This is a genomic window from Acidovorax kalamii (assembly GCF_002245625.1).
Lineage (GTDB): Bacteria > Pseudomonadota > Gammaproteobacteria > Burkholderiales > Burkholderiaceae_C > Acidovorax > Acidovorax kalamii.
In genome coordinates this window covers 312,642-336,338 of sequence record NZ_NOIG01000010.1, presented here as the reverse complement: position 1 = coordinate 336,338, position 23,697 = coordinate 312,642, and the positions used below count along the sequence as shown (strand labels likewise).

Below are 23,697 nucleotides of genomic sequence, written 5' to 3'. Positions count from 1 at the left end.
GCGTCACCACCAAGCCTGCTCAGCTGATCCGCCGCCCGTTCTCCGCATACACGGCCAGATAGATCGCGTCCGAACCGATGTAGGGCGCCTTGTTGCCAAAGCCCACGTTGAAGTCGCCAAACGACAACGCGCGGATGCTGGCCAGGCCTGCGCGCAGGCGCTCGCGGGTGGGTTCCTTGCCTGCGTTTTTCAGGCCCTCGATCATGATCTGGGCGTTGAGCCAGCCTTCGAGCGCACTGCCGCTGTTGAGGTAGGCAGCGTCCCCGCCGGTGGCTTTCATGGTGCTCTGGAACTTGCGCACCACCACCGACTTCTGCGAGTTGGCGTCGGGGAACACCTGCACCAGTGCCAGGCCGCGCGTGGATGCGGCCAGCTTGGGCAGCTCGGACGAGATCACCGTCACCGACAGGCCCGCCAGCGGCACGCCCTGGGCCTTGGCGCGGAAGGCCTGCACAAAGGCCGTGTTGGCCGTGCCCGTGGTGGCCAGCAGCACGGCACCGGGGCGCTCGGCAGCCACCTTGTCGGCCAGCTCGGCGCCGTTCTTGCCGTCCACGGCCAGCGCAAATTCGCCGCCGCGCTCGACCTTGATCTCATCGAGCGCCGCAGACATGTCCTTGAGCACTTCCTTGCCGAAGGGGTTGTCCAGGTACACCACGGCAATGCGCTTGAGGCCCATGTCCACGATCTGCTTGACCAGGCGCTGGGTTTCCTCGCGGTAGGTGGGGCGCAAGAAGAACACATGCTTGTTGCCGGGTGCGCGCAGCGAGGTGGCACCCGTCACGGGGCCCACAGTGGGGATGCCCTTGGACTCGACGAGCGGCAGGATGGACGCGGTGTTGGCCGTGCCCAGCGGCGAGATCAGCGCAAACATGGACTGCGCCTCGACCATCTCGGTCACGTTCTTGAGCGTGCGCGCGGCCACGTAGCCGTCGTCCTTGGCATCCACACGGATTTCGCGGCCATGCACGCCGCCCGCGGCGTTCACTTCGGCAAACGCAGCCTTCATGCCCGCGAGCTGTTCGATGCCGGCCTGGCCCAGCGGGCCGGTGAGCGCAATCGAGCAGCCCAGGGTGATGGAGCGGGCGGTCAGCGCCTCTTCAGCGGCCAGGGCGTGGTGGGCCCAGGCGGGCAGACCGGTGGCAGCGACAGCCTGGGTGGCGCGCAGCAGAAATTGACGACGGCTCATGGTGGTGCGGGGGCTGAATGGATAAAAGTGGCGCAGGCTACCGGCCACCGCGCGCACCCACTGTCCGCTGTGCGACAAAAGCCGGCCTGGGGGCCCGAAACCGGGGGTTTTCACCGAGCCGATGCAGCACGCATGGCTGCCCGGGGGGCCTGGACTGTGGCGTCAGCAGCCCAGCAGTGGGGGCAACAAAGTGCCGGCGGTGCCGCGCAGCAGCGCGTGTGCCGTGTCGTCCAGCGCGCTGGGCGCGGGGTTCAGCACCACCACCTGCGCCCCCGCAGCCCGCGCCTGGTGTGCCAGTCCCGCTGCGGGGTAGACCGCACCGGCCGTGCCCACCACCAGCATCAGGTCGCACTGCCGGGCCGCGTCCTCGGCGGCTTGGAGCGTGGCCCAGGGCAAGGCCTCGCCAAACCACACCACGCCGGGCCGCACCAGGTTGCCGCAGCGGTCGCAATGGGGCGGCTGCCCGGCCACGGCATGGTCGAGGTGGCAGCACGGGCGGGGGGTGTCGAGCCAACGGTTGCTAAAGATGTCGCCGTGCAGGCACAACACACCGGTGTTGCCCGCGCGCTGATGCAGGCCGTCCACGTTCTGGGTGATGAGGGTGAGCCTGCCCGGGTGCTGCTGCGCAAAGCGGGCCAGTGCATGGTGCCCGGCGTTGGGCTCCACGTCGGCCAGCAGGTCGCGCCGGTACTGGTACCAGTCCCACACGCGCTGGGGGTGGGCGCGGAAGCCCGCTTCGGTCGCCATGTCTTCGGGGCGGAACTGCGCCCAGTAGCCGGTCTGCGCGTCGCGGAAGGTGGGCACGCCCGATTCGGCACTCACGCCTGCGCCGGTGAGCACGGCGATGTGTTGTGCTTCGTGTACCCAGCCTTGAACTGTCTCCAGCATGGCTGCGCGGGTCAGGTCCTCTGGCGCAGGGCTTCGTAGAGGCACACGCCGCTGGCCACCGACACGTTCAGGCTTTCCACCGCGCCCTTCATGGGGATGCTGACCAGTTCGTCGCAGGTCTTGCGGGTGAGCTGGCGCATGCCGTCGCCCTCGGCGCCCAGCACCAGGGCCACGGGGCCTTTCAGATCGACCTGGTAGATGGTCTTGGGTGCATCGTCGCTGGTGCCGATGCACCAGATGTTGCGCTCCTTGAGTTCGTTCAGGGTGCGCGAGAGGTTGGTGACCATGAAGTACGGCATGGTCTCAGCCGCGCCGCTGGCCACCTTGGCCACGGTGGCGTTGATGCCCACGGCGTGGTCCTTGGGGGCGATGACGGCATGCGCGCCCGCGCCATCGGCCACCCGCAGGCAGGCGCCCAGGTTGTGGGGGTCGGTCACGCCATCCAGCACCAGCAGCAGGGGCTGCTCGATGCCTGCGGCTTCCAGGTCCTCCAGCAGCTCATCCAGCGAGGTGGCAACCTTCACGGGCTCGACCCGCGCGGCCACGCCCTGGTGGCCGTGGCTGCCTGCCAGCTTGGCAATGCGCACGCTGTCGGCTTCGATGAGGCGGGCTCCGGCCTCGCGGGCGCGGTCGAGAAACTGGCGCATGCGCGCATCGCGGCGCGTGGCTTCGTAGTAAATCTCGATGATGGACTGTGGCGCGGTCTTCAGACGCACGCCCACGGCGTGGAAGCCGAAGAGAACTTTGGGGCTGGACATGCGGGGATTATCCGCTGGCCACGGGGCAACCCCGCTTCACACTATGGATTTAATAGCTATCAAGGCAATACCATCGCGCGGCAGAGGCCCAAAAAGCCCAATTTTTTTCCCTTAAACAACACGCCCTGCGTCGATGGTGATGCGATGTTCACATTGCGCGGCGATGGCCCGGTCGTGGGTGACAAGGACCAGGGTGGTGCCCTGCTCGCGGTTCAGCTCGAACATGAGCCGCATGATGGTCTCGCCCGTCGCAAAGTCCAGGCTGCCCGTGGGCTCGTCGGCCAGCAGCACGGCGGGCTGCACCACAAAGGCCCGCGCCAGTGCCACGCGCTGCTGTTCTCCGCCCGACAGCACCTTGGGGTAGTGCGACAGGCGCTGGCCCAGGCCCACGCGGGCCAGCATCTCGGTGGCGGCCTTGCGCGCGTTTTTTCGGACCTCGGGGCGATTGGACAGCTCCAGCGGCAGCATCACGTTCTCCAGCGCCGTGAGGTTGCCCATGAGCTGGAAGCTCTGAAACACAAAACCCACCTTCTGCGCGCGCAGCGCGGCGCGCTCGTCTTCGTCGATGGCAAACAGGTCATGGCCGTCCAGCCGCACCGTGCCGCGCGTGGGGGTATCGAGCCCTGCGATGATGGACAGCAGCGTGCTTTTGCCCGAGCCCGAGGCGCCCACGATGGCGGCGGTTTCCCTCGCGGCCAGGCGGAAATCGATATCCCGCAGAATGTCGAGGGTCCCGGTGGAATCGGTCACCGACTTGAAGACATGCTCCACGGCGATGATGGGGGTTGCGGACGGTGTCTGCGGCAGTGGGGAGGATTCGGACATGAAAGGATTTTTGCTTTGATTCGATACCTACGTCGGCGCCACTTTATCGTGAGCGCAGCCACCGGCGCGCTGGTGGGGCTTTGCGCCCCGGTCGTCCTCGCCCAGGCCAAGGCCCCGACACAGCCCGCACGCGCGCCCTTGCTGCTGGTGCTGGGCGACTCGCTCAGCGCCGAATACGGCCTGGCGCGCGGCACCGGCTGGGTGGCACTGCTGGAGAAACAACTGGCGCAGGACAAGATGAATGTCACCGTGGTCAACGCCAGCGTGAGCGGCGAGACCACCTCGGGCGGCCGCTCGCGCCTGGCGGCGCTGCTGGCCCAGCACAAGCCCACGCATGTGGTCATTGAGCTGGGCGGCAACGATGCCCTGCGCGGCCTGCCGCTCAAGAACACCGAAGAAAACCTGACCTGGATGACCCAGGCCGCGCAAAAAGCAGGCGCCAAGGTCTTGCTGGTGGGAATGCAGGTGCCGCCCAACTATGGCACCGACTACGCGAACAAGTTTGCAGGTTTATTTGCCACCGTGGCGCAAGCCCAGAAGGCAGCCGTGGTGCCCTTTCTGCTGAAAGGGGTGGCGGATGGGCCAGACCCAACCCGCCTGTTCCAGCCTGACCGCATCCACCCGCGCGCCGAGGCACATCCGCAGATGCTGGCCAATGTGTGGCCGGAACTGAAAAAGCTGCTGCGCTGAAGATAAACAGCCCCAGGCAGCTCCAGGCTGTCAGGCGCTGGCGGGGCCCCCAGGCTGGCCGGGGGTGGCAGCATCACCCGCAGGCTGGTCGTCAGCGGGCTGGTCCCCGTGCGGCTCATCCGGTCTGCGGTGCGCCTTGGCCCTCAGCTTCTCTTCTTTTTTCTGTTTTTTGGCGAGTTCGCGCTGGCGCTTTTCGTATCCGTAGTTAGGTGTTGCCAAGGTAATTGCTTCCTGAAGTAGAGACCCACTGTAACAGCATGCTCCTTGAAGCCGACTCCAAGAACCTGCTCGAAGCATCACGCCGCAGCAGGCGGTGGCGGCGTGACCCGTGCAACCGATGCGCGGTAGGCATGCCAGCTCGCAAAGCCCAGCACCGGGCCCGCCAGCAGCAGCCCCACGCCCCAGAACCACAGCGATGCCGCCACGATGGTGGTGATGAGCGCGCCCCACAGCAGCATGACCAGCGGGTTCTCCAACACCACCCGCATGCTGGTGATGCCTGCGGTCAGGGCATCGGTGTCGCGGTCCAGGATCATGGGAATGGATACCACCGAGGTGGAGAACACCAGCGCGGCGAACACCCCGCCCACCACGGCGTACACGGCCACAAAACTCCAGTTCTGCGGGTTGAACACCGCCTGCAGCACACCGGTGGTGGACGGCATGCCGGTGTTGAAGAACACCGCAAACACCACCAGCGAGGCCCGGCCCCAGAGCAACTCCAGCACCACGAGCACCAGCACCAGCATGCCCATGCTGCCCATATGGCTGTCCCAGCAGGTGAGCGACTCGCTGAGTTGCGGCTTCAGCCCGGCCTCGCGCCGGCGGCTGGTGTCATACAGCCCCATGGCCAGAAACGGCCCCAGCAGCAAGCAGCCGCTGGCCATGGACATGGTGTATTCGGGCCGCGTGCGGAACACCCAGCCCAGCACCACCGCCATACCCCAGAAACACAGGCCATAGAACGCCGAAATGCCCGGCGCGGCGCGCACGTCGTCCAGCCCCCGCATCAGCCACCGGAAGGGATCGGCCAAGCGCAACGGCCGCAGCTCGACGGGCTGGGCCGTCTGGGCCTTCACGCGGTCGGCAATGGCCTCGGCATGCCGGGCTTCCGAGGCGTCTGGCGTGCTGAGCGTGTCCGGTGTGGGCTTGGAAGATGTCGCGGTCATGCCGCCACACTAAGCCCGCCCGTTCGGCCGCGCCACTGAGGAAAGCCCGTAGCCCGAACGGCGTAGGCCGCTGGGGCTGGGGCACCACTGCCGTTCAGGCGGCCGGAAAAGCCCGCTCCAGGGACTGCTGCAGATCACGCCGCAAGTCTTCTACCGCTTCAAGCCCGATGGAAAAGCGCACCAGCGTGCCTGGTTTCAGCTGCGGCGAGGGGCGGCTGCGCATGCTGGCGAGGGTGTAGGGCACCACCAGGCTCATGGGGCCGCCCCAGCTGTAGCCCAGCTTGAACAGGTGCAGGCCGTCGCAGAACGCGTCCACCTGCTGCTGCGTGTAGCGCGCATCGATTATCACGCTGAACAAACCCGCCGCAGCGCCCTGCCCGCCCTGGGCCGCGCCACACAGCGCCTTCCAGTGTGCATGGCCGGGGGCGCCTTCCAGCGCTGGGTGCAGCACCTGCGCAATGGCTGGCTGCTGCTGCAGCCAGAGCGCCAGCGCACGGGCGGCTTCGTCATGGGCACGGTAGCGCAGGCCGATGCTGGGCAACGCCCGCAAGATCGCCTCCGCATCGTTGGCGCCGACGCCCAGGCCCAGCCGCATGTGGGTGAGCTTGATCTTCATGTGCAGCCCCAGGTCGCGCGTGATGACGCTGCCCATCAGTACGTCGCCACCGCCACTGGGGTACTTGGTGAGGGCATGGGCCGAGATATCCACGCCCAGGCTGCCGTCGCCGGTCAGGTCAAACGGCGCGAATGCCAGGCCTGCCCCCCAGGTGTTGTCCAGCGCTGTGGTCACGCCCCGCGCGCGGCAGATCCGCACCTGCTCGCACAGATCGGGGAACTCCATGCTCACCGAGCCCGGGGCCTCCAGCCACACCAGCCGGGTGGCGGGCGTGATGCGGGCGGCCAGGTCGGCCGGGTCCAGCGGGTCATAAAACGCATGGGTGATGCCAAAACGGGCGAGCTCGCCGTTGGCGAAATCCTTGCCTGGTCCGTAGGCATTGTCCGGGATCAGTACCTCGTCGCCGGGCTTGAGCAGGGCCAGCCCCACATTGGCGATGGCGGCAAGGCCGCTGGGCACCAGCACGCACTGCAAGCCGCCCTCCAGTGTGCACAGGCGCTCTTCCAGAATGAAGGTGGTGGGTGTGCCATGCAGGCCGTAGGTGTAGCCACTCTTGTCCTTCCACTCGCGCGAGCGCATGGCCGCGACGCTGGGGAAGATGACGGTGGACGCTTTGTAGACCCCGGGCTGGGGGGCTTCAAAACCGGCGGGGGGCAGGTAGCCGTGGTGGACGATGCGGGTGGCGAGATCGGTGTCGTGGTCTTTCATGCCGACCATGGTAGCGCGCCGCCCAGGGCCAGCCAGGGCGGCGCGGTGCATGCGGGCTGCAGCGGATTGCTGCGTGTTTAGCTGGCGCTTACCACCAGCTGGTTGTTCACCGAGGTCACGCCGCTGACCGCCTTGGCAATGGTCTCGGCGCGGTCACGGGCCACAGTGGATGGGGCGGGGCCGTTCAGCGTGACCTTGCCGTTCACGGTGTCCACATTGATCTTGACGGCACTGAGGTCGGGGTCCTTGGCCAGGCCCGCACTCACCTGGGCGGTGATGGTGGCGTCGTCGATCGCCCCCTTGGCGGTATCGGCGGCCTGCTTGGCTGTCGCTTCGGCGCTGGTAGCGCTCTTTTCCATCTTGGTTTCCGCACTCTGCATGGCCGCCTCGGCCTTGGCGCGGGCATCTGCAGCGGCCTGCTCGGTCTTCTCGACAGCGGAGTCGAGCCGCTGGCCCACCGTGGGCTCTTCGGTCTTGCCGCAGGCCGCCAGCCCCAGGGCCAGGGCGCTCACGGCCAGCAGGCTGGCTACGCGGTGGGCGGGGTGGAAGCTGGTTTTTGTCGAGGTGTTCATGTCGTGACTCCTTCAGGTTGGAACATGGGTCCCACTGTAGGCAGCCCCCCAGGGCCTGCGGGTCGGACAGGGCCGAACTGCCTGTAGGACGGTGCCGGGCGGCTCTGCCGGGCCGTTGCCCATGCCAAAGGCATCACCCCCGCCTTGACACGCGACAATCGGGCCATGATTTCGCCGTCGCTGACCCGCTGGTTTCCGTTTCTCACCTGGCCCCGCCCCGACCGCCACCTGCTCAAGGGCGAGTTCTGGGCCGGCATGACCGTGGGCCTGATGCTGGTGCCCCAGGGCGTGGCCTATGCCGCGCTGGCGGGCATGCCGCTGGTCACGGGGATCTACGCCTCGCTGATCCCTGCGCTGATCGCCGTGTTGTTCAGCGCCTCCACCCGGCTGGGCGTGGGGCCTACAGCACTCACCAGCCTGCTGATTGGCGCATCGCTCACGGGTCTGGCCGAGCCCGGCAGTGCCCAGTGGGTGGCCATGGCGGCGTGGATGGCCATGCTCTCGGGACTGCTGCAGCTGGTGATGGGGCTGGCGCGTTTTGGCTGGCTGCTCAACCTGGTCACCTCGCCGGTGCTCAATGGTTTCACGCAGGCGGCGGCGCTGCTGATCCTGGGCTCGCAGCTGGGTGCGCTCACCGGCCTCAGGGCCGCAGAGTGGAGCACCCTGCTGACCACGCCCTCGCCCGGCCTGTTCGACCTGACGGCCGCTGCCTTCGGACTGGGCAGCCTGGCGCTGCTGATGCTGGCACGCCGCTGGCGGCCCAACTTTCCGGCCGCCATCGTGGTGGTGGGGGCTGCGGGGGCACTGAGCTGGGCCCTGGGGTATGCCGATGCCGGTGGCGCGGTGGTGGGCACCCTGCCGTCGGGCCTGCCCGCCCCGTACTGGCCAGGCGCCCTGCCCTGGTCCAGCTTTTCGGCCCTGGTGATGCCCGTGCTGGTGGTCACGCTGGTGAGTTTTCTGGAGACTGCCTCCAGCGCCAAGGTCGAGAGTCAACGCTCGGGCGAACAATGGAACGAAAACCAGGACCTGATCGGCCAGGGCCTGGCCAAGATCAGCAGCGGCCTGTGCGGCAGTTTTGCCACCAGCGCATCGTTCTCACGCTCGGCCATCAACCTGTATGCCGGCGCCAAAAGCGGCTGGGCCACGTTGTTTGCGCTCAGCCTGGTGCTGGTCGTGCTGCTGTGGCTCACGCCCGCGCTGTACCACGTGCCGCAGTCGGTGCTGGCAGCAGTGGTAGTCACGGCCGTGACCAGCCTCATCAAGCCCGGCACGATGCTGCGGCTGTGGCGGGTGTCGCGGGTCGAGGCCGTGATCGGCGGCATCACCTTCGCCCTGACGCTGGCCACGGCGCCGCGCATGTACTGGGGCGTGCTGGTGGGGCTGCTGATGAACCTGAGCCACTTTCTGTACCAGCGGCTGCACCCGCGCATCATTGAAGTGGGCCTGCACCCCGATGGCAGCCTGCGCGACCGCCACCTGTGGCACCTGCCTCCCCTCGCCCCCCGCCTGCTGGCGCTGCGAATGGATGCCGAACTCGACTTTGCCTCGGCCAGCGCACTGGAGCGGCGGGTGGCCGAGCACCTGGCCCAGCACCCTGACGTGGTGCACCTGTGCCTGCTGGCCCAGCCCATCAACCGCATCGACGTGACCGGGGTGGAAACCTTCGCGCAGTTGCTGGCGCTGATGCAATCCCGGGGCGGAACCCTGCACCTGAGCGGCCTCAAGCTACCCGCCGAGCAGGTGTTGCGGCAGGCGGGCCTGCTGGAGCCCCGTGCCGGGCTGGCCATGTACCGCACCGACGCCGACATGCTGGTGGCCATGCAGCATCTGCCCGAACCCACACCCCGGGTGTAGAACGGCGCCAGACAAGCCCCTGCGCGGGTTTAACCTACACCCCGGACAGGCACTGGGATAACCCCTGCGCTGGTACACTGCGCAAACTCTCTTTGCTCGATTTGTGTCTGATTCTGCGGCCTCTCATCTGGTAGATCTGCGCGAACTTCGCCTGGATACTGCTCACGCGCTGGTGGCTCAGGCCGGCGGCAGTGAAGCAGCGTTGCACCGCGAAGCCCCTTCGCGCTACTTGCAAGGCCTGATCGATGGCCTGTGCGAACTGTCCCTCAAAGACCCCCTCACCGGCTTGGCCAACCGTCGGCATTTCCGCGCGGTGCTGGAGCGCGAGATCGACCGCGTGACGCGCTCGGGCGAAGCCGCCCTGCTGCTCATGCTCGACATCGACCACTTCAAGAAAGTGAACGACACGCATGGCCACCTGGCGGGCGATGTGGTGCTGCAGTCGGTGGCCCGCACGCTCAGCGCCTGTGTGCGCCCCATGGACACCCTGGCGCGCTACGGCGGCGAGGAGTTTGCCGTGGTGCTGCCCGCCTGCCAGGCCGCGTTTGGCCGCGTGGTCGCCGAACGCATCCGCCGGGCCGTGGCCAACACCCCCATCCGCATCTCGCCCGGGGTGGAGCTGAACGTGACGGTGAGTATCGGGGGCGCCTTTGCCATGCAGTGGATCCGCTCGACCACCCTGCTCTGGACCGACCGGGCCGACCACCAGCTCTACCAGGCCAAATCGGCCGGACGCAACCGCGTCAGCATTGAGGAGCAACCCGACAGCACCGTCAGTGCCGAGGAAAAAAGCCTGTTGTTTGGCCCGCTCTACACCCCCTCGGGTTGGGGCGACCTGCCTCCGCTGGACCCCAACCCCACAGGCAGCGCCTACTGAAAGTTAGATGATGAGCGACGCGCTGACCCCTCAACCCACCACGCCTGCAACCCCTGCAGGCGCCACCACCCCCTCGGCCCCCGCCCCGGATGGTGCCCGCATCATTGCGGTCACCAGCGGCAAGGGCGGCGTGGGCAAGACCTTTGTTTCCGCCAACCTGGCAGCCGCCCTTACCCGCCGGGGCCAGCGTGTGCTGGTGCTGGATGCCGACCTGGGCCTGGCCAACCTCGACGTGGTGCTGAACCTCCACCCCAAGATCACATTGCACGATGTGTTCACAGGCAAGGCCGCGCTGGACGACGCCGTGATCGCCGCCCCGGGCGGTTTTGACGTGCTGCTGGCGGGCTCTGGCATGGTGGAGTATTCGCGCCTCACACCCGAGGTGCGCAACCAGTTTTTGAGCGTGATCCAGGCGCTCACGCCGCGCTACGACGTGGTGCTGCTGGACACCGGCGCGGGCATCTCCGATGTGGTGCTGTTCTCGGTGTCGCTGGCCTCTGAGGTGCTGATCGTGGCCACGCCCGAACCCACCTCGCTCACCGACGCCTACGCTGCCATCAAGGTGCTGGCCATGCAGCAAAAGCGCCAGCATGTGCGCATGGTCATCAACCAGGCGGCGCGCCCGGGCGATGGCCGCGCCATCACCAGCCAGCTGCAGCAGGTGCTGGATCGCTTTGTGAGCACCGAGTCCGGCCGCCCCATGCGTCTGCTCCACATGGGCGACATCCCGGCCGACCCATCGGTGCGCGATGCCGTGATGCGACGCCAGCTGCTGCTGCTGCAAACCCCTGGTTGCCCGGCAGCGCTGGCCATTGCCCAGCTGGCCAACAAGATAGAGACCACGCTGCTGTCACCTGCAGCCTGACCGGCACATGCCAGGGCGCGCCTTGGCCACACTGTGCCAACCTGACCCACAGGCCCGCCAGCGGGCCTTTGTGCATTTTTACTGCCGTGAACACCACCCACACCGTCCTCAACATCTCCTGCTACAAGTTTGTGCCGCTGCCCGACGCCGCCGCGCTGCGCGAGGTGCTGCACGAGCGCGCAGTGGCCGCGCAGCTCAAGGGCACCATCCTGCTGGCCGAGGAAGGCATCAACTTCTTTCTGGCAGGCCCGGCCGATGCGGTGCGAGGATTTGTTGCGCAGCTGCGCACCGATGCCCGTTTTGCGGATCTGGAGCCCAAGGAGAGCTGGTCGGCCGCAGTGCCGTTTCGCAAGATGCTGGTCAAGGTCAAACGCGAGATCATCCGCATGGACCACCCCACCATCCGCCCCGCCGAGGGCCGCGCGCCAGCCGTGGACCCAGCCACCTTGCGCCGCTGGCTGGACCAGGGGCATGACGACGAAGGCCGCGAGGTGGTCACGCTCGACACCCGCAACGCCTTCGAGGTGGACGCTGGCACCTTCGACAACGCCATTGACTGGCGCATCGACAAGTTCACCGAATTTCCGCCCGCTTTGCGCGCCCACAAGGCCGAGTTGCAGGACAAGACCGTGGTGAGCTTCTGCACCGGTGGCATCCGCTGCGAAAAGGCGGCCATCTTGATGCGCGAGGAAGGCCTGCACCATGTCTACCAGCTGGAAGGCGGCATCCTGAAGTACTTTGAGCTGACCGACGGCGCGCACTACCACGGCGGGTGTTTTGTGTTTGACGAGCGCGCCGTGCTGGCCACGGACCTGCGTGCGGCAGACAGCGAATAGCTATCAAATCAATAGCTAAAAAGGCATGCCCATCGCGCGGTAGCGGCCATTTTTTCTTAAACTTTTGACCTGTTTCTTCAGCCACCCTGAAGCGCCTGCGCCAGATCGGCGGCGCAGGGTTGCTGCTGCAGGATCTTGCTGTACTCCCCCGACTGGCGCAGCGCTTTCAGCCCCCGGTTGAAAGCCTCCATGCGCTTGGCGCTGGCGGGCAGCTTCTCGCTCATCATCAGGTGGGTCGTGAAGTCGGGCACAAACAACTTGGGATGCGCCCGCACGCGGCGTGCCTGCTCGCCCGTGAACTTGGCACCCAGCAGGTCACAGGCCACGTTGCGGTCCAGCGGCACCACGTCCACGCGGCCCGCCAGCAGCTTGTTGAGGTTGCTCACGTCGTCGGGCGCCACGTCTGCGCGCAGGGTGCCGTCCTTGACCATGCGCCAGAACGCGGGGGTGTAGCTGTAGTCGGCCACCACGCCAACGCGCAGGCCCGCCAGGTCCTGCAGATTGCTCCAGGTGAAGTTCCGGTCACTGCGGTAGAGGATCTGCCACTGCTCGGTCAGCACGTTGTCGCTGACCAGAAACCCCTTGTCGCGCTCGGCATTGCGGCCCCAGGCGGCAGTGGCATCCCACTTGCCGTCACGCGTCTCGATCAGGGCGCGCGTCCAGGGCAAAAACACATATTCCACCTGCACCCCGGCCTTGGCAAAAGCCTGCCGCACGATGTGCAGGGACATCCCTTGGTCCTTCCGCGCCGAGCTGGCATAGGGCGGCAACTCGCCGGTGGCGATGCGCAGCGTTTCGGCCTGCGCACTGGCGCCCCCCGCACACGCCAGCAGCAAGCCCCACAAAAGGCAAAGATGGCGTCGCATGGCGTGCTCCTTTTTTGACCATAGAGGAAAACAACGTAACCAGCTGTGTGCGTTGTGTCAATGTCGAGGCGCCGACATAATGGCCCAACCCCGCTGGCAAGATCATTGCTTGCCCCTCTGACAACCCGGCCGTGCAGTCATGGCGCAGGTACCCCAGCCCACGGCCCCATGCGTTTTTTCAAGCCTTCTTCGCTGACCGCCAAAACCCTGGCCTGGGTGGTTGTGGCCAGCCTGGTGGCGTTTGCCGCCATCACCGGGGTCACTGTCTGGCAAGAAAGGGCCCTGCTGCTGCAACGGGCCCATGAGCAGGCCCAGCGCAGCGTGCAGCAAAACCTGCCCGCGCTCAGCGAAAGCCTCTGGAACTTCAACAACGCCAGCCTGCGCGCCCTGCTCAGCGGCATGGTGGGCGAAGGCGCCATCGTGCGCGCCGACATCCTGGACGGCGAGCGCACGCTGATGACGGTCTCGCGAGCTGGCGAGGTACCACCCATCGACACCACCTGGACCGCCCCCATTGCGGACCCGACCCACCCCGGCGCTGGCCAGCCCCCGCTGGGCGAGATCCGCGTGTACGAGTCCTACGCTGCGCTGCGCGCCCAGCAGGCCGAAACCGCCTGGCGCATCGCCATCGCCCAATTGCTCCAGATCGCGAGCATTGCCGCGATGCTGGTGGTCATCGTGCGCTGGCTCATCATGCGCCACCTGTCGGCCCTGGCGCGGGCTGTCACCGGACTGAACCCGCTGGACCACCAGGACCGCATCCGCCTGCAGCGCCGAACCAGCGGCGCACACCCCGACGAGCTGGACGCGCTGGTGGATGCCCTCAACCGCTTCCACACCGAACGTGCCACCGAAGCCGGGCTGCGCCTGCAGGCCGAACGCGCGCTGCGAGCGCGCGTGCAGGAGATCGAGGCCACGCTGGGCGCGCTCAGCGACGGTGTGCTGGCCCTCAACAGTGCGGGCGAAGTGGCCTATGCCAACGGGGCGGCGGCGCGCCTGCTGGGCATGGTCGAACCCGCCCTGCAAGGGCAGCCCTGGCACAACCTGTTTCGGCTGCTGGACGAAGCCACGGGCGAGCCGCGCGGCGAATGGCTGGAACAGGCCCGCCAGTCCGGCAAGCCGCAGCGCGTGCGTGGCGAGCTGCGCATTGCCCCGGCACACGCACGGGCCTTTGTGGCCGAACTCAACGCCGTGCCCCTGCACAACCCTGGAGACGTGGTGGTGCTGCTGGTGCTGCGCGACATCTCCGAAGAAATCGACAAAGAGCGGCAGATCGTCTTCCAGGCCTTCCACGACCCGCTCACCGGCCTGGGCAACCGCTCCAAGCTGGCGCGCGACCTGCCGCAGGACCTGGCCCGCGCGCGGGCGGCGCAGGGCCGCCTGGCCCTGCTGTTCATCGACCTGGACAACTTCAAGGACATCAACGACACCCTGGGCCACCAGGTGGGCGACCTGCTGCTGCGCCAGCTGGCGCTGCGCCTGCAGGCCAGCGTGATGCCCCCGGCCTGGGTCACGCGCCATGGTGGCGACGAGTTTCTGGTGGTGCTGCCACAGCTGGACAGCGACGAGCAGGCCATTGCGCTGGCGCAGGAGCTGATGAACCAGATCCGCCGCCCGTTCACCCTGGAGGGCTACCAGCTGCATGTCACGCCCTCCGTGGGCATCAGCTTCTTCCCGGACCACGGCGGCACCCCGGCCGAACTCGTGAGCCGCGCGGACATGGGCATGTATGCCGCCAAGAAGCTCGGACGCAACACCTACTGTGTCTTTGACGACCGGCAGCTGCAGGAGTCGTCGCGGCGGCTTAGCATGGAGAACGGACTGCGCACCGCGCTGGCCCAGGGCGAGTTCTGGCTGGCCTACCAGCCCAAGGTGGATTTGGCGACCGGCCGGGTGGCGGGTGTGGAAGCCTTGCTGCGCTGGGAAAGCCAGCAGCTCGGCCGCATCCCGCCGGCCAGCTTCATCCCCATTGCAGAAGAAAGCGGCCTCATCATCGACATCGGCGACTGGGTGCTGCGCGAAGCTATCGCCGCCGCACGGCGCTGGCGCGACATGCTGGGCACGGAAGTGCCCGTAGCGGTGAACGTGGCGGCAGCCCAGTTCCGCAGCCCGCGCCTGCTGCAGGCCCTGCGCGCCATCGCAGCCGAAGACCGCGACATCCCCCGCCTGATCCAGCTTGAAGTGACCGAAAGCGCGCTGATCAGCGGGCTGGAGGACGTGACCGGCAAGTTCATTGCCATCAAGGAGCTGGGCTACGGCATTGCCATCGACGATTTCGGCACCGGGTACTCATCCCTGTCGTACCTGAAGAACCTGCCGGTGGACACGCTCAAGATCGACCAGGCCTTCATCCGCGACCTGCACCGCAGCGCGCAGGACGTGACCATCGTCACGGCCGTGGTGCGCATGGGCCAGAGCCTGGGGTTTGCCATCGTGGCCGAAGGGGTGGAGGAAGCGCGCCATGTGCAGATCCTCCAGGGCCTGGGCTGCGACCAGGGGCAGGGCTACCACTTCAGCCGGCCCGTGCCCGAGGCGGAGCTGATCCCCCTGCTCAAGCAGGGTTGTGGCACGGTCAAGGCCTGAAGCCTGAAAGGCGCTGCTGGCCGCAGGCGGTTTCAGTCCGCCTTGAAACGCTGGGGCGGCAGCGGAATGAACTCCGTCTCGCCCGGCACCGGGTCAAACCGTTGGGCCTCCCAATCTTGCGCCGCCTGCACGATCCGCTCCTTGCGGCTGGACACAAAGTTCCACCACATGTGGCGCGGGCCATCCAGCGCATCGCCGCCAATCACCATGAGCCGGGCCGCCGTATCGGCCGGGGCCGCGAGATGCATGCCCTGCCCGGTCTCGACCACGCCCAGCAGCTGCGCATCCAGCGGCTGGCCGTTGAGCTGGACTGGCTGGTCCACGGTGTAGACCGCCATTTCCTGCGCCAGCGCCGGGATCTCCAGCGCGGCACCTGCGGACAGTTGCACATCCAGGTACAGCGTGGGCGACAAGGTGGCCACCGGCGAGGTCTGGCCGAAGGCCGTACCGATGAGCACACGCACCGTGGCGCCTGCGGCACCACCCGCATCGGCCACATGCACCTCGGGAATGTCCGCAGCAGGTGTGTGCACAAAAGACGGGGCCGCCTCTTCATGCGCCACCGGCAGCGCCGTCCACAGCTGGATACCGTGGTTCACATAGGCCTGGTTTGCCAGGCTTTCTGGGCGCCGCTCGGAGTGCACGATGCCCCGACCCGCTGTCATCCAGTTGATGGCGCCGGGCTCGATCTGCTGCACGCAGCCCAGGCTGTCGCGGTGCATGATGGCGCCAGAGAACAGGTAGGTCACCGTTGCCAGGCCAATGTGCGGATGGGGCCGCACATCGTGGCTGTCGCCCGGCAAAACCGTCACCGGACCGAAGTGGTCGAAGAACAGGAAGGGCCCCACGGCCTTGCGCTGTACGGCGGGCAGCAGGCGGCGCACGGTAAAGCCACCGCCCAGGTCCTTGGCATGGCCCTTGAGGGGCAGGAAGGTGGGCGATTCGCTCATGCTGCACGCTCCACCGAGGTGCTGATCTCGGTGGTCACCGTGGTCATCAGCTTGTGCACGGGGCATTTCTGCGCCACGGTTTCCAGCTCGGCGATCTGGGCATCGGTAAGGTCACCGCTGACCTGCAACCGGGTCGCGAGGCGGTAAACGCCCGTGCGCTCGGCCGAGGCATCGCGCTCGACCACCGTCTGCACATCTTCCACCGGCAGGCCCTTGCGGCGTGCGTACCACAACACCGTGAGTGCCTTGCAGGCCCCCAGTGCAGCGTCATACAGATCGTGCGGGCTGGGGCCGCTGTCGGTGCCGCCCTCCTCCACACTGCCATCGGCCACGAGGTCGTGCGCGCGGATGCGCACGGTCTGGGCCATGGGCGCGCCGGGGACGCGCCGCAATTCAACTGCCATGGGGTGTTCTCCTGGTTGTGCTGGGGCGCGCCACTGTAGCGCCAAAAGTGGGCTGGACCTTAACGGTCGAGGCGGCGGGCCACGTCGGCCACGCGCTGGCCGAACTGCTTGCCCGTCTCCAGGTCGCCAGGGAACATCTCGGCGGCCGAGGCGTCCGACGGCGACTGCGCCATCGCGCCGCTGAACGAGCCGATCCAGTTCACATCGTTGCGCGTGGCGGCCTTGGAGTTGGCAGGCATCATGCCGTTGCCTACCCAGATGCCGCCGTGCTGCATGGCCAGGTGGAACATGTAGTCCAGCGTGATCTGCTTGTCGCCATTGGTGCTGGCGCTGTTGGTGAAGCCTGCGAACAGCTTGTCCTTCCAGGCCTGGCTGAACCAGGGCTTGGACGAGGCATCGGCAAACTTCTTGAACTGCCAGCTGGGGCCGGCCATGTAGGTGGGCGAGCCAAAGATGATGGCGCTGGCGGCCGCCAGCGTCTCCCAGCCGCCTTCGGGCAGGTTGCCCTCGGCATCAATGGCAACCAGCTGGGCGCCTGCGCCCTCGGCCACGGCTTGCGCCAGGCGTTGTGTATGACCGTAACCCGAGTGATAGACAACTGCGATCTGTGCCATGAGAAAACTCCTGTTGAAACGATGGGGGAACGACGAAAGACAAAAAAACTAACCAGGGCGGATTGGATGCGAGAACCTGCAGCCCTGCGGGCAGCAGGCCCATTCGTTCACACGCGCCGGATCAGCGGCCTGCGCGGCGAGCGTCCAGGCTCCAGGCGCCCGCGCCAAACGCAGCCAGGGCCAGCAGGCCGCCGGTCACGCCCACGTTCTTGAAGAACATGAGCTGCTGCATCATCTGCTTGTCGGCGGGCAGGTTCCAGTAGGCGTGGAAGAAGAAGCTGGCCACCAGCGTGAAGAAGGCCAACGCCAGCGCGGCAAACCGGGTGCCCACGCCGAAGATCAGCGCCAGGCTGCCCAGCACCTCCACCGCTGCCGCAATGGCGGCCGCCACCGTGGGCATGGGCAGGCCCACGGACGTGATGTAGCCCACGGTACCGGCAAAGCCGGTGAGCTTGCTGATGCCCGCAGGCAGGAACAGGGCGGCCAGCAGCAGGCGCGATGCCAGGGCCAGGGGGTTTTGCAGGGATGTGAACATGGTGAAGAACTCCTGAGTGAAAGTGGTTACGAAGTAAGAATTAGGCGGCCAGGTCAAACACCAGCACCTCGGCGTCGTGGCCATCGGTCAACGACAAGGTGGTTTCCTTTTCCATCAGCAGCGCATCGCCGCCCGACAGGGCCTGGCCGTTGGCGGTCAGTGCGCCGCGCACCAGGTGCACATAGGTTTTGCGGGCGGGGTTGAGCGCCAGCGTGGCGGATTCCGTGCCATTCAGCAAGCCTGCGTACAGGGCCGCATCGGCATGGATCTTGACCGAGCCCTGGGCGCCGTCGGGCGATGCCACCAGGCGCAATGCACCGCGCTTTTCAGCCTCGGCAAAGGTCTTTTGCTCGTAGCTCGGCGGAATGCCGCGCACATTGGGCTCGATCCATATCTGCAGGAAATGCGTGGTCTGGCCGACAGCGTGGTTGAACTCGCTGTGCTGCACGCCCGTGCCCGCACTCATGCGCTGCACGTCGCCGGGTGGGATGCCCTTGATGTTTCCCATGCTGTCCTTGTGGGCCAGTTCGCCCGACAGCACGTAGCTGATGATTTCCATGTCGCGGTGGCCATGGGTGCCAAACCCGGTACCCGGCGCAATGCGGTCTTCGTTGATGACGCGCAGGTTGCCAAAGCCCATGTGGGCGGGGTCGTAGTACCCGGCAAACGAGAAGCTATGGAAGGAATTGAGCCAGCCATGGTCGGCGTGGCCCCGGTCTTGCGATTTACGAACAGTCAGCATGGTGATGGCTCCTTTGAAGACTCGACTGTAGGACTGCAAGCCTGCCTGCGGGGGCAGGTGAATTGATGGCAATGTTCAAATAATCTGAATTAACATGGCACCACCATGCAAAACACCCGCGATGTCCTCACCCCCGATGCGCTGACCATGCTGCAGGTGATTGCCGAGGCGGGCAGCTTTGCCGCCGCCGCACGGCAGCTGGGCCTGGTGCCCAGCGCCCTCACCTACCGCGTGCGGCAGATTGAAGATGCGCTGGACGTGCTGCTGTTCGACCGCAGCGCGCGCCAGGCCCGCCCCACCGAAGCGGGGGTGGAGCTGCTGCGCGAAGGCGCGCGCCTGCTGCAGGACATCGACGCCGTGGCCCATCGCGTGCGCCGCGTGGCCACGGGCTGGGAGCCGCAGCTCACGCTGTCCATCGACGGCATCGTCTCGCCCCACACCATGCTGGAGCTGGTGGAAGCGTTCTATGCCATGCAGCCACCCACGCGGCTGAAGCTGCGCGACGGCATCATGACCGGCACGCTGGAGGCCCTCACCTCAGGCCGTGCCGACCTGGCGATTGGTGTCTCGGTGGCGGGCAACAACGTGGCGGGCCTCCAGCAAGCCTTGCTGGGCGACGTGCTGTTCATCTACGTGGTGGCGCCGCACCACCCGCTGGCCACTGCGCCCGAACCCATCTCCGACGCCACCCTACTGGAGCACCGGGCCGTGGCCGTGGCCGACTCGGCCACGCGCGGCGGTGCCACCATGGGCCTGCTGGGCGGGCAGGATGTGCTCACGGTGGACACCATGCAGGCCAAGGTGCAGGTGCAGCTGCGTGGCCTGGGCGGCGGCTTTCTGCCCGAACCCATGGTGCGCCCCTATGTGGAGGCCGGCCGTCTGGTGGCGCGCCGCGTGGCCCGGCCCGAGCGCAACGTGCGGGTGCACTACGCCTGGGGCGGCCCGGGCTTCACCGCGCCCGGCAGGGCACTGCAGTGGTGGCTGAACCAGCTGCAAAGCCCCGCCACACGCCGTGCTCTGCTGGAAAACCACCATCATTTCTGATCCCGATCAAGCGCCTATGACCCAGCCGCGCGTGTAGAGTGGTCACCGTTGGTTCTGTACTGCATTTCATCTGCCGACCGTCACCGAAAGGCCTCCCATGAGCACACCCGATCCTCGCCCCGCCAAACGGCTCCGACGCACCAGCGCCCCGACCTCCGCCCCCGTTGCTGCCCCCGCAGCCCCCACCACCCCATCTGGCAAACCCCAGCGCCACTTCGCCATCATCGGCGCCGGCATGGCGGGCATTGCCTGTGCCCGCACCCTGGTGCAGGCCGGGCACCGCGTGACGGTGTTCGAGAAATCCTCCCAGGCCGGTGGCCGCACTGCCACCATCGACACCCCGTTTGGCAACTTTGATGCCGGGGCCCAGTATTTCACCGTGCGTGATCCGCGCTTTGCCCGCGCCATCGACACCGTGCCCGGCATCTGCAAGCGCTGGAGCGCCAACTCTGTGCAGGTGCTGGACGCCGCAGGCCGCGTGGCCGCTGCAGGCCTGCCCCACCGCGAGGCGCACTGGGTGGCCAGCCCCGGCATGCAGGCCCTGGTGGGCACCTGGGCCGAGCCACTGCGCCTGGCTGGGCAGCTCCTCACCAACACCCGCGTCACGCGCATCGAACCCGACCCCCTCAACCCCCCCGGCTGGCAACTGCGCACTGAAGGGCCCGGTGGCAGCCAGCATGTGTATGCCGGTTTTGACGCCGTGCTGCTGGCCCAGCCCGCCGTGCCCGCGCAGGCGCTGCTGGCGAGCTCGGCTGTGGACACGCCCCTGACCGACGCCCTCTCCAAGGTGGCCATTGCCCCCTGCTGGACACTGATGCTGGCTTACCCCCAGGCCGTGCGTCCGGGCCTGACCACGCTGGGCCCGCAGTGGAACGCGGCGCGCAGCACCCACCACCGCATCGCCTGGCTGGCGCGCGAGTCGTCCAAGCCCGGCCGCAACGTGGTCGAGCGCTGGACGGTGCAGGCCAGCCCCGCCTGGTCGGCCGAGCACCTCGAAGACGACGAAGCCCGCGTGCAGGCCAAGCTGCTCAAGGCCTTTGCCGAAGTCACCGGCATCCGCGCCACCCCGGCCCATGCCGACACGCGCCGCTGGCGCTATGCACAAACCACCCACCCCCTGGGCAAAACCCACCTGTGGGACACCGCCATGGGCCTGGGCGCCTGCGGCGACTGGTGCCTGGGGCACCGCGTGGAAGACGCCTTTGTGTCGGGCCTGGAGCTGGCACTCGCGGTGGCATGACGGAGCGCGCGGCCCCTGAACCCAGTGGCGCCGCCCGGTACATCGGGCGCTTTGCCCCCTCCCCCACGGGCCCGCTGCACGCGGGCTCCCTGGTAGCAGCCCTGGCCAGCTGGCTGGACGCGCGGGCCCACGGTGGCCAGTGGCTGGTGCGCATCGAAGACGTGGACACCCCGCGCTGCGTACCGGGCGCCGACCAGCTCATCCTGCAGCAGCTGGCCACCTGCGGCCTGGTGCCCGATGCGGAGCCACAATGGCAGTCGGCCCGTTCTGCCCACTACCAGCGCGCACTGGACCAGTTGGTGGCGCAGGGCCATGCCTACCCGTGCGCCTGCTCGCGCAAGGACATCGAAGACGCCCAGGCCGCACTGGGCCATGCGCGCGAACGCCATGCCGCGCTGCCCTACCCCGGCACCTGCCGCCACGGGCTGCAGGGGCGCACCGGGCGCTCGTGGCGCTTCAATGCCACCGATTTCAAGCAAAAACAGCCCCTTCCGCCCGATGGATATGCCCTACCAGCTATCAACTCAATAGCAAACAACGCCCTCCACTGGCATGACCGCCGGCTGGGCCCGCAGCAGCAGGACGTGGCCCGCAGCGTGGGCGACTTTGTGCTACACCGGGCCGACGGGCTCTGGGCCTACCAGCTGGCCGTGGTGGTGGACGACGCAGCCCAGGGCATCACCGACGTGGTGCGCGGCGAGGACCTGGCAGACAACACCCCGCGCCAGATCCTGCTGCAGCAGGCCCTGGGCGTGCCCACGCCCCGCTACCTGCACACCCCACTAGTGCATGGCGCCAATGGCGAGAAGCTCTCCAAGCAGAACGGCGCCCGCGCGCTGGACCTCGCCGACCCGTTGCAGGCCCTCGCGCAAGCGGCCCTGGTGCTGGGCCTGCCCGCACTGGAACATCCGCACAACAATCACCTGGGCGACGCACTAACACGGTGGGTTGCGGCGTGGCGACGTCACTACAATGGCTCACCGTGATTGAACCGACCCTTGCTTCCGCCCCCGCGAGCGCAGCACCTGCTGCCGCTCCCTCCGCCCCCGCTGCAGCGCCTGCGGGCGTGACCCACCCCAAGACCATCAAGAGCTTTGTGCGCCGTGCAGGCCGCACCACCACCGGCCAGGCCAAGGCCTTTGAAGACTTTGGTCCCCGTTTTGTTCTGCCCTATGCCCCCGCCCCGCTGGACGCCACGGCCACCTTTGGCCGCAACGCCCCGCTGGTGCTTGAAATCGGCTTCGGCATGGGCGAGGCCACGGCCCACATTGCCAAGGTACGCCCGGCCGACAACTTCCTGTGCTGCGAAGTGCACGAGCCCGGCGTGGGTGCGCTGCTCAAGCGCATTGGCGAGCAGGACCTGACCAACATCCGCATCCTGCAGCACGACGCCGTGGAGGTCATCGACCACATGCTGCCGCACGGCGTTCTCGACGGCGTGCACATCTTCTTCCCCGACCCCTGGCACAAGAAGAAGCACAACAAGCGCCGCCTGATCCAACCCCCGCTGGTGGCCAAGCTGGCCACCCGCCTCAAACCCGGTGGCTACCTGCATTGCGCCACCGACTGGCAACCTTACGCAGAGCAGATGCTGCAGGTGCTGAGCGCCGAGCCCCTGCTCCAGAACACCGCCGCTGGCTTTGCGCCGCAGCCCGACTACCGCCCTCTCACCAAGTTCGAGAACCGTGGCCTGCGGCTCGGACATGGGGTGTGGGACGTGGTGTTCGTGCGACGCAACCAGTAGCAGCACCAGCCACCATGCCCCGACCGGCCCGCCAAACACCGCCTATGAAACCCATCCTGCAAAACCTGGTGGAGATGACTGGCCACCGCGACCACCTGCGGCTGGAGGTGTCGGTGCTGTCCACGCTGCAAAAGCTCAGCAGCATCACCGAGGTGCGGGCCCTGGAGCTTTTTACCGATGCAGGCGTGCCCTACGTGCGCCCGCGCACCTGGGTGGACAACGGCCAGCTGGTTTCCACCGACTCGGAGGCCGCCGCAGACCCCCGCCGCGAGCCGCTGGACAACTACCCCGCATTGCGCGGCTGCGTGGACACCCATGGCGAAAGCGCCCTGGCCTCGCCGCGCAAGGGCCGGTATGTGCTGTGGCTGCCGGTGTGGATGCATGACAAGGTCAGCACCTGCCTGGAGATCACGCAGTCGCGGCCCTTCTCGGCCCACAAGCTGGATGTGCTCATGGGTGTGTTCCAGGTTTACCAGAACTACCAGAGCCTGCTTGACTACAGCGAGCGCGATGCGCTGACCGGGCTGTTCAACCGCAAGACGTTTGACGAGCAGTTCTCGCGCCACACCATGAGCGGGCTGGCCAGCCGCACTAGCGCCGCCAACGAATCGCTGGTGGCCGATGAAAGCCCGGTAGCCAATGAACACGAGCCTGTGCAGCAATGGCTGGCTGTGGTGGACATCGACCATTTCAAGCAGGTCAACGACCGTTTCGGCCACCTGTATGGCGACGAGGTGCTGATCCTGATCGCCAACATCCTGCGCAGTTCGTTCCGCAGCCACGACCGCATCTTCCGCTTTGGCGGCGAGGAGTTTGTGGTGCTGCTGCGCTCCACCACGCTGAGCACGGCCCACAAGGTGTTCAACCGCTTTCGGCTGGCGGTGCAGGAGTACAACTTTCCGCAGGTGGGCCGGGTCACTGTGAGCCTGGGTTTTGTCTGCACCACCAAGGGCTCGCCAGTCGAAATCCTCGGCCAGGCCGACCAGGCGCTTTACTACGCCAAGGAGCACGGCCGCAACCAGGTCTGCTTTTACGACGACCTGGTGGCCAACGGCCACCTTGCGGCCAAGGTTGCCAACGACGACGTCGAACTGTTCTGAAGCGGCCGGCCCCTCGCCTGCCCACCGCTGA

General features: G+C 67.2%; 25 protein-coding genes. 11 read left to right on the top strand and 14 right to left on the bottom strand.

What is annotated here, in order from left to right; genetic code table 11:
• Nucleotides 1-19: 19 nt before the first annotated feature.
• The 4 genes from CBY09_RS16755 to CBY09_RS16740 all read right to left on the bottom strand — a co-directional run bounded on the left by CBY09_RS16755 (nucleotide 20) and on the right by CBY09_RS16740 (nucleotide 3,657).
• Complete coding sequence (locus tag CBY09_RS16755; RefSeq protein WP_094290749.1) at nucleotides 20-1,186, bottom strand: ABC transporter substrate-binding protein; 1,167 nt, start codon at nucleotides 1,184-1,186, stop codon at nucleotides 20-22.
• A gap of 162 nt (nucleotides 1,187-1,348) precedes the next feature.
• A complete protein-coding gene (locus tag CBY09_RS16750) occupies nucleotides 1,349-2,074 on the bottom strand; it encodes an SIR2 family NAD-dependent protein deacylase (protein ID WP_094290710.1) in 726 nt (241 codons plus the stop codon).
• An 11-nt stretch (nucleotides 2,075-2,085) separates the two neighbouring features.
• On the bottom strand, nucleotides 2,086-2,832 hold the full coding sequence (gene rlmB, locus CBY09_RS16745) for a 23S rRNA (guanosine(2251)-2'-O)-methyltransferase RlmB (protein ID WP_094290709.1): 747 nt from the start codon (nucleotides 2,830-2,832) through the stop codon (nucleotides 2,086-2,088).
• Between the two features lie 111 nt (nucleotides 2,833-2,943).
• Nucleotides 2,944-3,657 (bottom strand): ABC transporter ATP-binding protein, encoded by a 714-nt coding sequence (locus CBY09_RS16740; protein ID WP_094290708.1) that lies wholly within the window; start codon nucleotides 3,655-3,657, stop codon nucleotides 2,944-2,946.
• Between the two features lie 15 nt (nucleotides 3,658-3,672).
• Here CBY09_RS16740 and CBY09_RS16735 point away from each other — a divergent pair, with 15 nt between their 5' ends.
• Nucleotides 3,673-4,347 carry an arylesterase gene (locus tag CBY09_RS16735; RefSeq protein ID WP_094290707.1) on the top strand — a complete coding sequence of 225 codons (675 nt, stop codon included), beginning with the start codon at nucleotides 3,673-3,675 and terminating at the stop codon, nucleotides 4,345-4,347.
• Between the two features lie 30 nt (nucleotides 4,348-4,377).
• Here CBY09_RS16735 and CBY09_RS24150 read toward each other — a convergent pair whose 3' ends face one another.
• The 4 genes from CBY09_RS24150 to CBY09_RS16715 form a co-directional block, all read right to left on the bottom strand.
• A complete protein-coding gene (locus CBY09_RS24150) occupies nucleotides 4,378-4,566 on the bottom strand; it encodes a hypothetical protein (RefSeq protein ID WP_094290706.1) in 189 nt (62 codons plus the stop codon).
• A 77-nt stretch (nucleotides 4,567-4,643) separates the two neighbouring features.
• Nucleotides 4,644-5,516 carry a DUF2189 domain-containing protein gene (locus tag CBY09_RS16725; RefSeq protein WP_240515755.1) on the bottom strand — a complete coding sequence of 291 codons (873 nt, stop codon included), beginning with the start codon at nucleotides 5,514-5,516 and terminating at the stop codon, nucleotides 4,644-4,646.
• 94 nt (nucleotides 5,517-5,610) lie between these two features.
• Nucleotides 5,611-6,849, bottom strand: a complete 1,239-nt coding sequence (locus CBY09_RS16720) for a PLP-dependent transferase (RefSeq protein ID WP_094290747.1) — start codon at nucleotides 6,847-6,849, stop codon at nucleotides 5,611-5,613.
• Between the two features lie 68 nt (nucleotides 6,850-6,917).
• Nucleotides 6,918-7,412: a BON domain-containing protein gene (locus CBY09_RS16715; protein WP_094290705.1), complete on the bottom strand. Its 495-nt coding sequence runs from the start codon at nucleotides 7,410-7,412 to the stop codon at nucleotides 6,918-6,920.
• Nucleotides 7,413-7,577: 165 nt separating this feature from the next.
• Here CBY09_RS16715 and CBY09_RS16710 point away from each other — a divergent pair, with 165 nt between their 5' ends.
• From CBY09_RS16710 to CBY09_RS16695, 4 genes are all read left to right on the top strand, one after another.
• Complete coding sequence (locus CBY09_RS16710) at nucleotides 7,578-9,266, top strand: SulP family inorganic anion transporter (protein ID WP_094290704.1); 1,689 nt, start codon at nucleotides 7,578-7,580, stop codon at nucleotides 9,264-9,266.
• Between the two features lie 103 nt (nucleotides 9,267-9,369).
• The gene (locus tag CBY09_RS16705) at nucleotides 9,370-10,143 is read left to right on the top strand and encodes a GGDEF domain-containing protein (RefSeq protein ID WP_094290703.1); all 774 of its coding nucleotides are present in this window, start codon (nucleotides 9,370-9,372) and stop codon (nucleotides 10,141-10,143) included.
• Nucleotides 10,144-10,153: 10 nt separating this feature from the next.
• Entirely contained in the window at nucleotides 10,154-11,008 is an 855-nt protein-coding gene (locus tag CBY09_RS16700) for a MinD/ParA family protein (protein WP_094290746.1), read from the top strand.
• 86 nt (nucleotides 11,009-11,094) lie between these two features.
• Complete coding sequence (locus CBY09_RS16695) at nucleotides 11,095-11,844, top strand: sulfurtransferase (protein WP_094290702.1); 750 nt, start codon at nucleotides 11,095-11,097, stop codon at nucleotides 11,842-11,844.
• A gap of 77 nt (nucleotides 11,845-11,921) precedes the next feature.
• Here the strand turns inward: CBY09_RS16695 and CBY09_RS16690 are convergent, their stop codons facing one another.
• A complete protein-coding gene (locus CBY09_RS16690; protein WP_094290701.1) occupies nucleotides 11,922-12,710 on the bottom strand; it encodes a substrate-binding periplasmic protein in 789 nt (262 codons plus the stop codon).
• A gap of 168 nt (nucleotides 12,711-12,878) precedes the next feature.
• Here CBY09_RS16690 and CBY09_RS16685 point away from each other — a divergent pair, with 168 nt between their 5' ends.
• Nucleotides 12,879-15,293, top strand: a complete 2,415-nt coding sequence (locus CBY09_RS16685) for a putative bifunctional diguanylate cyclase/phosphodiesterase (protein ID WP_165773931.1) — start codon at nucleotides 12,879-12,881, stop codon at nucleotides 15,291-15,293.
• A gap of 32 nt (nucleotides 15,294-15,325) precedes the next feature.
• On the opposite strand, the gene CBY09_RS16680 is transcribed toward CBY09_RS16685, so the two are convergent.
• The 5 genes from CBY09_RS16680 to CBY09_RS16660 all read right to left on the bottom strand — a co-directional run bounded on the left by CBY09_RS16680 (nucleotide 15,326) and on the right by CBY09_RS16660 (nucleotide 18,538).
• Complete coding sequence (locus CBY09_RS16680; RefSeq protein ID WP_094290699.1) at nucleotides 15,326-16,243, bottom strand: pirin family protein; 918 nt, start codon at nucleotides 16,241-16,243, stop codon at nucleotides 15,326-15,328.
• On the bottom strand, nucleotides 16,240-16,647 hold the full coding sequence (locus CBY09_RS16675) for an OsmC family protein (RefSeq protein WP_094290698.1): 408 nt from the start codon (nucleotides 16,645-16,647) through the stop codon (nucleotides 16,240-16,242). Before CBY09_RS16675 ends, CBY09_RS16680 begins: the two co-directional genes overlap by 4 nt.
• Before the next feature lie 59 nt (nucleotides 16,648-16,706).
• Nucleotides 16,707-17,261 carry a flavodoxin family protein gene (locus CBY09_RS16670; protein WP_094290697.1) on the bottom strand — a complete coding sequence of 185 codons (555 nt, stop codon included), beginning with the start codon at nucleotides 17,259-17,261 and terminating at the stop codon, nucleotides 16,707-16,709.
• 121 nt (nucleotides 17,262-17,382) lie between these two features.
• Nucleotides 17,383-17,796: a DoxX family protein gene (locus CBY09_RS16665; protein ID WP_094290696.1), complete on the bottom strand. Its 414-nt coding sequence runs from the start codon at nucleotides 17,794-17,796 to the stop codon at nucleotides 17,383-17,385.
• Between the two features lie 40 nt (nucleotides 17,797-17,836).
• Nucleotides 17,837-18,538, bottom strand: coding sequence for a pirin family protein (locus CBY09_RS16660; protein WP_094290695.1), 702 nt, complete (start codon nucleotides 18,536-18,538; stop codon nucleotides 17,837-17,839).
• 105 nt (nucleotides 18,539-18,643) lie between these two features.
• Between CBY09_RS16660 and CBY09_RS16655 the strand changes: the two genes are divergently transcribed.
• The 5 genes from CBY09_RS16655 (at nucleotide 18,644) to CBY09_RS16635 (ending at nucleotide 23,666) form a co-directional block, all read left to right on the top strand.
• A complete protein-coding gene (locus CBY09_RS16655; protein ID WP_094290694.1) occupies nucleotides 18,644-19,582 on the top strand; it encodes a LysR family transcriptional regulator in 939 nt (312 codons plus the stop codon).
• Nucleotides 19,583-19,679: 97 nt separating this feature from the next.
• The gene (locus CBY09_RS16650; protein WP_108723927.1) at nucleotides 19,680-20,822 is read left to right on the top strand and encodes an NAD(P)/FAD-dependent oxidoreductase; all 1,143 of its coding nucleotides are present in this window, start codon (nucleotides 19,680-19,682) and stop codon (nucleotides 20,820-20,822) included.
• The gene (gene gluQRS / locus CBY09_RS16645; protein ID WP_094290693.1) at nucleotides 20,819-21,808 is read left to right on the top strand and encodes a tRNA glutamyl-Q(34) synthetase GluQRS; all 990 of its coding nucleotides are present in this window, start codon (nucleotides 20,819-20,821) and stop codon (nucleotides 21,806-21,808) included. The genes CBY09_RS16650 and gluQRS overlap by 4 nt, the downstream gene beginning before the upstream one ends.
• Nucleotides 21,805-22,566, top strand: coding sequence for a tRNA (guanosine(46)-N7)-methyltransferase TrmB (gene trmB, locus CBY09_RS16640; RefSeq protein ID WP_094290692.1), 762 nt, complete (start codon nucleotides 21,805-21,807; stop codon nucleotides 22,564-22,566). The genes gluQRS and trmB overlap by 4 nt, the downstream gene beginning before the upstream one ends.
• 44 nt (nucleotides 22,567-22,610) lie before the next feature.
• On the top strand, nucleotides 22,611-23,666 hold the full coding sequence (locus tag CBY09_RS16635; protein ID WP_094290691.1) for a GGDEF domain-containing protein: 1,056 nt from the start codon (nucleotides 22,611-22,613) through the stop codon (nucleotides 23,664-23,666).
• The last annotated feature ends 31 nt before the right edge of the window (nucleotides 23,667-23,697 follow it).